The 8,915-nt window shown below is 73.7% G+C and carries 6 protein-coding genes and 1 pseudogene; 6 read left to right on the plus strand and 1 reads right to left on the minus strand.

Features of this window, described 5'->3' with window-relative positions; all coding sequences use genetic code 11:
• Window positions 1-394 (minus strand): annotated as a pseudogene (locus DN069_RS38285) (hypothetical protein); the annotation flags it as partial.
• Between the two features lie 699 nt (window positions 395-1,093).
• Here DN069_RS38285 and DN069_RS38290 point away from each other — a divergent pair.
• The 6 genes from DN069_RS38290 to DN069_RS38315 all read left to right on the plus strand — a co-directional run bounded on the left by DN069_RS38290 (window position 1,094) and on the right by DN069_RS38315 (window position 8,523).
• On the plus strand, window positions 1,094-2,575 hold the full coding sequence (locus DN069_RS38290; RefSeq protein ID WP_111507858.1) for an NsdA family TPR-like regulatory protein: 1,482 nt from the start codon (window positions 1,094-1,096) through the stop codon (window positions 2,573-2,575).
• A 34-nt stretch (window positions 2,576-2,609) separates the two neighbouring features.
• Window positions 2,610-3,812, plus strand: coding sequence for an L-2-hydroxyglutarate oxidase (gene lhgO / locus DN069_RS38295; protein ID WP_111507859.1), 1,203 nt, complete (start codon window positions 2,610-2,612; stop codon window positions 3,810-3,812).
• A 28-nt stretch (window positions 3,813-3,840) separates the two neighbouring features.
• Window positions 3,841-4,605 carry a tRNA (guanosine(46)-N7)-methyltransferase TrmB gene (gene trmB, locus DN069_RS38300; protein ID WP_424556366.1) on the plus strand — a complete coding sequence of 255 codons (765 nt, stop codon included), beginning with the start codon at window positions 3,841-3,843 and terminating at the stop codon, window positions 4,603-4,605.
• Window positions 4,606-4,672: 67 nt separating this feature from the next.
• Window positions 4,673-6,478, plus strand: a complete 1,806-nt coding sequence (locus DN069_RS38305; protein ID WP_243640331.1) for a PrsW family intramembrane metalloprotease — start codon at window positions 4,673-4,675, stop codon at window positions 6,476-6,478.
• A 139-nt stretch (window positions 6,479-6,617) separates the two neighbouring features.
• Window positions 6,618-8,207 (plus strand): hypothetical protein, encoded by a 1,590-nt coding sequence (locus DN069_RS38310; RefSeq protein WP_111507861.1) that lies wholly within the window; start codon window positions 6,618-6,620, stop codon window positions 8,205-8,207.
• 16 nt (window positions 8,208-8,223) lie between these two features.
• Window positions 8,224-8,523 (plus strand): hypothetical protein, encoded by a 300-nt coding sequence (locus DN069_RS38315; protein WP_111507862.1) that lies wholly within the window; start codon window positions 8,224-8,226, stop codon window positions 8,521-8,523.
• The last annotated feature ends 392 nt before the right edge of the window (window positions 8,524-8,915 follow it).

Raw genomic sequence — 8,915 nt, forward strand, 5'->3', positions numbered from 1 at the left:
CGTAGCTGCCGGGCCAGGTGGTCAGGTGGCGCAGCGCGCCACCGCTGGTGGCGAGGAGCGCGGTGCGCAGCGCGGAGTCGGCCGCGCCGCAGCGGCCGAGGACGAAGAGGCGGGCGAGCGCGCCGTCCTCGGGCGGGAGGGCGGGCGTGGGCGCACCGGTCGTGGCGGGGCCGGACAGCTCGTCGAGTTCGGGGAAGCCGTTCTGCACGACGTGCCGGTGGTGCCGACGGTAGCGGTAGACGGCGACGCCGCGGATCTCGTCGGGCCGCCAGTCGCCGACCACCCAGAGCGGGTCGTTCCCCGGCCAGAGCAGGCGTCCGCCGACCGGCCGCAGCGCGGCGGCCTCCGCTCCCGCCGTGCCGCGCACGCCGTTCCAGCCCACCACCCAGCGCATCGTCGTCGCCCTCCCCGGAAAGGCGGCACGGTGCCGCACCGTCAGCTCACATGGTGCCAGCTCACGGTGCGCCGGGCGGTGGCCTGTCGGAGATCGACTTCCGTTCCCGGCTTGATGGTTGAGCTTGCGTCAGGACATCCGGTGGCCAAATGCGGACGGACCCGGCAAACCGCACGGGACGGGTCGGTACCCGGGCCATCCCCTCCCTGGTCCGGGCCCCGACCCCAGGGGCCACGGACCGGGAAGGCCCGGATGGACGAACCCCACGTCCGGCCCGGACTGCGCGGCGCCTCGCGGCCCGGGGAGTGTCCGCACACCCCCCGGGCCGGTCCGCCGCCGCGCGGGGATGTACGGCGACGGCGTCCCCCGACCCGCCGGGTCCTCGACGGCAGGCCGACCCACGCCACCATGCAACTGCCGGGACCGCACGCCAGGGAGGGGGCACGGCGGGGCGCACCGCCGCACGAGCCAGGGGCATAAGCCAGACACCCGCCGTACGCATGTGCGAGCGGCGGCTGGGGAACCCGGGGCCCAACAGGTCCGTCGTCTCAGCCGTGCCCGCAACCGGTTCGCGCCAACCGGAAGAACACCCCTTAACCCTGGGAACCCGGGGAACTACTCTGGGTGTTATCAGTCAGGATGGGTGATATCCCGTCACGACCAGTGCAGGCGACAGCAGTCGAGGGGGTGCAGCCGGGGATGGTGGCCAGCGGGCGCGGACCGAACGAGAAGCTGGGCTCCCTCCTGGGGGTCGCCGGCATCAGCAACGCCGGCCTCGCCCGGCGCGTCAACGACCTTGGCGCGCAACGGGGCCTGACGTTCCGATACGACAAGACGTCGGTGGCCCGCTGGGTCACCAAGGGCATGGTTCCGCAGGGGCCGGTGCCACATCTGATCGCGACGGCGATCGGCGGCAAGCTGGGCCGGAGCGTCCCGCTGGAGGAGATCGGGCTGGGCAGCGCCGACCCGACGCCCGAGGTCGGCCTCTCCTTCCCGCGCGACGTCCCGGCGGCGGTGCGCTCCGCGACGGAGCTGTGGCGCCTCGACCCCGGGCGGGCGCGCAAGCCCGGTGCGACAGGCCCGGGTTGGTGGGACAGCCTGGCCGGCACGTTCTCGGTGTCCGCGTACGCCACCCCGGTCTCGCGCTGGCTGATCACCCCGGTCGACGGCTCCGTCGCCCGCGACACCGACTCCGCCGCGTCCTTCGCCGAGGTGCACGAGCCCTCCGAGCTGGCGCGCCTCGCCGACGCGCAGGGCCGCCCCTACCGCGTCGGCCACGCCGACGCGGCCAAGCTCCGCATGGCCGCCGAGGAGGCGCGCCGGTGGGACTCCCGCTACGGCGGCGGCGACTGGCGCTCCTCCATGGTCCCCGAGTGCCTGCGCCGCGACGCGGCGCCGCTGCTGCTCGCCTCCTACAGCGACGAGGTCGGCCGCGCGCTGTTCGGCGCGACGGCCGAACTGAGCCGCCTGGCCGGCTGGATGGCGTTCGACACCGGCCAGCACGAGGCCGCGCAGCGCTACTACATCCAGGCCCTGCGGCTCGCCCGCGCGGCGGCCGACGTGCCGCTGGGCGGCTACGTCCTCGCGTCGATGAGCCTGCAGGCCACGTACCGGGGCGCGGCCGAGGAGGGCGTCGACCTGGCCCAGGCCGCGGTCGAACGCAACCGCGGGCTGGCGACGGCTCGCACCATGAGCTTCTTCCGCCTGGTCGAGTCCCGCGCGCACGCCCGGGCGGGCGACGCGACGGCGTGCGCGGCCGCGCTGGCGGCGGCGGAGAGCTGGCTGGAGCGCGCCCGGGCCGGCGACGCGGACCCGGCCTGGATCGACTTCTACACCTGGGACCGCTTGGCGGCTGACGCCGCGGAGGGCTTCCGCGACCTCGGCATGCCCGGCAAGGTCCGCGAGTTCACCGAGCGCGCGCTGGCCCGCCCCACGGAGGAGTACGTCCGGTCGCACGGCCTGCGCCTGATCGTCTCCGCGATGGCGGAGCTGGACCAGGGCGAGCTGGAACGCGCGGTCGCCGCGGGCAACCGGGCCCTGGACGTGGCCGGCCGCATCTCGTCCCAACGGACGCGGGAGTACCTGGGCGAGATGCTCAAGCGGTTGGACCGCTTCAAGGGCGAACGCATCGCGGAGGAACTCGTCGAACGGGCACGCCTGACGCTGGCCGCGCCGGCGTAGTTGCGCTATCCAGGGGCGCATCTAGAGTTCCTGCATGGGCTCCAGGTATGACTGTGACGTCGTGATCATCGGTGGTGGGATCGTCGGGCTCAGCACCGCGTACGCGGTGAGCGTGGCGCGGCCCGGCGCGGAGGTGATCGTGCTGGAGAAGGAGCCACGGCTCGGCGCGCATCAGACGGGGCACAACAGCGGGGTGATCCACAGCGGGCTGTACTACAAGCCCGGGTCGCTGAAGGCGCGCTTCGCGCTGGCCGGCGCGGCCGAGATGGTGGAGTTCTGCGAGGAGCAGGGCCTGCCGTACGAGGTGACCGGGAAGCTCGTGGTCGCCGTCGACGAGACGGAGCTGCCGCGGCTGCAGGCGCTCGCCACGCGCGGGCGGGAGCACGGTCTGCCGATTCGGGAGCTCTCCGCAGGCGAGATCGCAGGGTACGAGCCGCACGTGCGCGGGGTGGGCGCGCTGCATGTGGGGACGACCGGACTCGCGGACTTCCCCGCCGTCGCCCAGCGGTACGCCGCGCTCTCGGGGGCGCGGATCCGGACCGGCAACGCCGTCACCGCCATCGACCGCCGCGCGGACGGGGTGACGGTCACCACGACGCTGGGCGAGGTCCGCGCCCGCGTGCTGGTCAACTGCGCGGGCCTGTACAGCGACCGGATCGCGCGACTGGCCGGCGACGAGCCGGGTCTGCGGATCGTGCCGTTCCGCGGGGAGTACTTCGAGCTCTCCCCGGCCGCGGCGGCGCTCGTGCGTGGGCTGGTCTACCCGGTGCCGGACCCGGCGTTCCCCTTCCTCGGCGTGCATCTGACCCGGGACCTGCACGGGGGCGTGCACGTCGGGCCGAACGCCGTGCCCGCGCTCGCCCGCGAGGGGTACGGGTGGCGGCGGATCAGCCTGCGGGACCTGGCCGAGACGGTCTCCTGGCCGGGCACCTGGTCGCTCGCCTCACGCCACTGGCGTGCTGAGGCGGTCGAGCTGCACCGCTCCCTCAGCCCCCGCGCCTTCACCGCGGCGCTGCGCCGCCTGCTGCCGGACATCACCGAACACGACCTCGTCCCGGCTCCGGCCGGCGTACGGGCCCAGGCGGTGGATCGCTCCGGCGCGCTGGTCGACGACTTCGCCTTCGCCGAGGGCCCCCGCACCGTCCACGTCCTGAACGCGCCCTCGCCGGCGGCGACGGCCTCGCTGCCGATCGGCCGGGAGATCGCGTCCAGGGCCCTCGCCGCACTCGCCGAGTGAGCGCGACGGCTTCCGTAGACTGGACGGCATTGTGACCAGCCAGACCGCTTCCCCCGCCATAACCCCCGACGCCGCCCCGCTCGCGCCGCGCCCGGGGTCGCCCGTCTCCCCCGAACTGCACGGGGAGCGCCGGATCCGGAGCTTCCACCCGCGCAAGGGCCGGATGAGCACCGCCCAGTACGACGCGCTGTCGCGGTCGTGGGACGGCTACGGCATCCGCGTCGACGGCTCGCGGCGGCTGGACCTGGACGCGTGGTTCGGGCGACCGGACGCCCGGGTCGTGCTGGAGATCGGCTTCGGCATGGGCGACGCGACCGCGACGATGGCCGCCGCCGAGCCGGAGCGCTGCGTGCTGGCCGTGGACGTGCACACCCCCGGCCACGGCAACCTGCTGCGGCGGATCGAGTCCGACGGGCTGGACAACGTGCGGCTGGCCGAGGGCGACGCGGTGGTGCTGCTGCGCGACCAGCTCGAGCCCGCGAGCCTGGACGGGCTGCGGATCTTCTTCCCCGACCCGTGGCCCAAGGCGCGGCACCACAAGCGCCGGCTGATCCAGCCGGAGTTCGTCGCGCTCGCCGTCTCCCGGCTGCGCCCGGGTGCGACCGTGCACTGCGCCACCGACTGGGAGCCCTACGCGGAGCAGATGCTGGAGGTGCTCGGCGCCTGCCCGGAGCTGGAGAACCTGCACGCGGAGTACGCGCCGCGTCCGGACTGGCGGCCGGTGACCAAGTTCGAGCGTCAGGGCCTGGCCAAGGGACACGTCGTCAACGATCTGCTGTTCCGGCGCGTCTGAGCGGGGCCGGCAGGCTCCCGTCAAGAACCGCTTACGGGGTGCTCCGCGCCCCCGCTAAGGTCATGGGGTGAGCAGCGCGCACGAGGAGCCCGCAGCCGTCGCGGCGGCCGGTCCGATACCCGAACCGCACCCCGCCGTCTCCGTCGACCCCGCCGACCCGACGGACTTCGCGGTCCCGGCCGAGGCGCTGCCCGAAGGGCTCCCCGCCGCGCCGCAGGCCGGCGGTACGGACGCGCTGCCGTTCAGCCCGCCGACCAGCTTCCGCTACAAGGTGCGCCGGAACCTGCTGGAGAACCGGTGGCTGCGGCTGCTCGCCGTCGTGCTGGTGCTGGCCCTGTGCGGGGTGGTCATCCTCGCCAAGGTGCAGAAGATGACCGGCACCTCCGGCTTCCTGATCGGCATCTCGCTGGCCGTGCTGCCGGTGCCGCTGATCCTGGGCGCCTTCTACTGGCTCGACCGGGTCGAGCCCAAGCCGTGGAAGCTGCTGCTGTTCTGCTTCGGCTGGGGCGCCTGCGCGGCGACGCTCGTCGCGCTGCTGGCCAACAACTGGGCCACCTCCCTGCTGATCAGCCATCAGGTCGGCGGCGGGGAGACGCTGGGCGCGAGCGTGGTCGCCCCGCTGGTCGAGGAGTCCTGCAAGGGCTCGGCGCTGCTGCTGATCTTCCTGTTCCGCCGCAAGGACTTCACCGGCATCGTCGACGGGGCCGTCTTCGCCGGCTTCACCGCGACCGGCTTCGCCTTCACCGAGAACATCCTCTACATCGGCCGCTCGGTCGCCGACGGCAGCCCGGACGGCGGCAGCGCCGTCGTCGTCACCGTCTTCACCTTCCTGATGCGCGAGGTGATGTCGCCCTTCGCGCACCCGCTCTTCACCTCGATGACGGCGGTCGGCTTCGGCGTCGCGGCGATCAGCCGCAAGCGCTGGCAGCGGATCTGCGCCCCGATCGCGGGCTGGATCTTCGCCATGCTGATGCACGGCACCTGGAACAGCTCGCCCTCGCTGGGCGCGGCCGGCTTCTTCGGCGTCTACTTCCTCTTCATGGTCCCGGTCTTCGCGCTGATGGTGTGGCTGCTGGTGTGGGCCCGCGGCAACGAGCTGCGGACCATCGGCCGCCAGCTGGCGGTCTACGTGACGGCGGGCTGGATGAGCGCGCCGGTGCCGGTGGTGATGTCCTCGATGCGGACCCGCAAGCAGGCCCGCGCCCTGGCCCGCTTCCAGCAGGGCCCGACCGGGGACCGCGCGATGCGCGAGTACCTCTCCTTCGCCACCTCGCTCGCCCTGCTGCGCGAGCGGGTGGCGCGCGGGCTCGCGGTCGGGCACTTCACCGAGCGCGAGCAGGAGCTGCTGCACCACCTGTGGGAGCGGAAGGACGCGGTGTCGACGGTGTTCGCGCGCGTCGGCGAGCAGGAGTGGTTCCGCAAGCACCCGCCGCTGATGCCGGCCTTCGGCCGCCCGGGGCCGATGCCGATGGGCGGCGTGCCGCCGCAGGGGTACCGCGGTCCGTACGGACCGCCGGGCCCGTACCCGCAGCCCGGTGCCTACGGCCAGCCGGGGCCCTACGGTCGGCCCGGTCCCTACGCCCAGCCCGGACCGTACGGGCAGCCGGCACCCTACGGCCGGCCCGGTCCCTACACACAGCCGGGGCCGTACGCGCAGCCCGGACCGTATGCCCAGCCGGGGCCGTATGCCCAGCCGGGGCCGTACGGGCAGCGTCCGCAACCGCAGCCGTACGCGTACCCGCAGGCGCAGCCCCAGCCGTACCCGTACCGGCCCGCGCAGGCTCAGGCGCAGCCGCCGCAGACCTACGACTACCCCGCGACCCGGCCCCAGGCCGCGCCGGAGGAGCAGCCGCCCCCCGCCGTCGAGCAGTGACCGGCGCGGCGTGCGCCGCAGACCTGCGCCACCTGCGACTTCGGCCGTACCGGAACCATCAGCACCCCCCTCCGCGTTGTTCTGAATATCCGCACACTGACGTGCGGCGACGCCGACACAGCGTCAGGAGGCAGCGCCGGTGACCGATGGCATCTACCGGATGGCCGTGACCAGCGGGCACGGACATCAGGAGACTGTTGCCCTGGCCGAGCAACAGCTGCGCCAGTGGCTCAAGGCGCTGCACTATGACGAACCCGGGACCGGCAACGGCCGGCGCCGGGTCGGGCCACAGGCCGTGCTCGACCAGGTGGCCCGCGGCAAGGCCGTACAGGGGCGGTTGGCCCGCTGGCGGCTGCGCGAGTTCACCGTGCAGGGCATCTGGCAGACCTCACTCACCGTGGCCACCGCGCGTGACGGCCGCACCTGGGTGCAGCTCGACGCCGAGCAACTGCCGGTACGCGGCGAGGAACCGGCGAAGGCTCCGGTGCCGGCCCTGGCCCGCGGCCTGCTGGACGTGCTGGACGCGACGGAGGGCGAACAGCCCGGCTCCGCGCGGGTGCACGCGCTGCCCGGCGTGATCGAGCGCGGCGACGTCGACGACATCCTCGACGAGCTGTGCGACCCGGACCGCCGGCTGCCGATCGTCGTCGCCAGCACCCCCCTCCACACCGACTTCGAGGACTGGCTCGACGACACCGTCGACCCGCTGCTGCGCAGCTGCAGCGGCATCGCCGTCCTCTACGCCCTCTCCCCCGGCGCCGAGCGCGCCTTCAACTCCGCGCTGGAGCACCACCGCGTCTACGGCGGCGCGGTCCGCACCTACCTGCCGGGCCTCGACCCGGCGTGGGCGCCGGAGGCGTCCCGGCACCGGGTGATGTCGCGGACCACGATCGAGGAGAACCTGCGCCGCGCGTCCGGCCTGCTGGCCTGGCTGCCGCGCCGGCTGGCCGTGCAGGCTCCCCTGCCGGACCAGCTGGTCGGCCTGCCGCCGCTGCGCCCCGAGGGCCTGCCCGAGGCGGACACCATCCAGCCCGGCGGCCTCCTCGTCGACCACGAGGAGGAGGAAGCCCACGAGCAGCGCGCCCGCGCGGAGGAGCTGCAGGAGGTCCGCCGCTGGCTGCGCGCCGCGGAGGAGCGCGAGTCGCTGCTGGCGGCGGAGTACGACGAGCAGTACAGCGAGCTGCGCGCGGTCCGCACCAAGCTGCGCACGCTGTCCGGCCGTCCCGTCCGCCCGGAGGAGGCCGAGCCCGCGACCTTCGCCGAGCTGCTGGACCGTCTGGACGAGTTCCCCCAGCTCGCCTTCACCGGCGACGCCCGCCTGACCAAGGAGCTGGACGAGCAGACCGACCACCCCACCTGGGTGCGGATGACCTGGGACGCGCTGCTGGCCCTGCAGGACTACGCGGAATCCGCGAAGTCCGGCTCCGCGGGCGGCGACTTCCGCAGCTGGTGCGAGAACACCCCGCCCGACTGCCACCCCTTCCCGCCCCGCAAGGTGATCCGTGGCGAGTCACGGACGGTCAGCACGAACGCCAAGTGGAAGCGGGAGCGCCTGCTCCCCGTCCCGACGGAGGTCGACCCGTCCGGTCGCGTCTTCATGGGCGCCCACCTGCGAATAGGCGGCGGCGGCACGGCTCCCCGCCTGCACTATCACGACGACTGCTCCGGATCCGGCCGGATCTACATCGGCTATGTCGGACTGCACCTGCACAACACGCGCACGAACTGACGGAGGTTCACTTTCCATGGCCCAGGTCCCCTCTTCGCTCATAGCCGCCACCGGCCTCGTCGGCGGTTTCGCCGTGGCCCGCGCGACGAAGCGCCGCGAGTTGGGCGGCGCGACGCTCGCCGCGGCGGGCGGCGTCGCCGCCTGGCAGTGGCGCCGCGCGGCCGGCCCGAAGGCGGCGGCAGCGCTGGGCGGCCTCTACGTGGCCGCGTTCGCGGGCTCCCACCCTCTGGCGAAGAAGCTGGGCGCGTGGCCGGCGGTCCTCACGGTCGCCGGCACGATGGCCGCGGCGAGTTGGGCTGTCGCCGACCGGAAGTAACGGATCCCGTTCGCTCCCGCAGGTTGCTGCACCATCCAGGGGCGCGAGGCTCTGCTGATCTGCGGCTCCGCCGCGTGGGCGCGAGCACGGTTCCATGCACTCCTGTAGGTCGTTGCACTACCTAGGGGCGAGGCTCTGCTGATCTGCGGCTCCGCCGCGTGGGCGCGAGCACGGTTCCACGCACTCCTGTAGGTCGTTGCACTACCCAGGGGCGCGAGGCTCTGCTGATCTGCGGCTCCGCCGCGTGGGCGCGAGCACGGTTCCACGCACTCCTGTAGGTCGTTGCACTACCCAGGGGCGCGAGAAACCACCCTGTGCGGATGGCCCTGCTCGTTGAGGTCCATCTGCTCATGGGTGGCTTGTCGCGCAGTTCCTCGCGCCCCTGGATGGTG

The organism is Streptacidiphilus pinicola, assembly GCF_003258295.1.
Taxonomy (GTDB): Bacteria; Actinomycetota; Actinomycetes; order Streptomycetales; family Streptomycetaceae; genus Streptacidiphilus; species Streptacidiphilus pinicola.

Coding starts and splice junctions, on each gene's coding strand:
- DN069_RS38290 (WP_111507858.1), top strand. CDS start 1,094: ATGGTGGCCAGCGGGCGCGGACCGAACGAGAAGCTGGGCTCCCTCCTG.
- lhgO (WP_111507859.1), top strand. CDS start 2,610: ATGGGCTCCAGGTATGACTGTGACGTCGTGATCATCGGTGGTGGGATC.
- DN069_RS38315 (WP_111507862.1), top strand. CDS start 8,224: ATGGCCCAGGTCCCCTCTTCGCTCATAGCCGCCACCGGCCTCGTCGGC.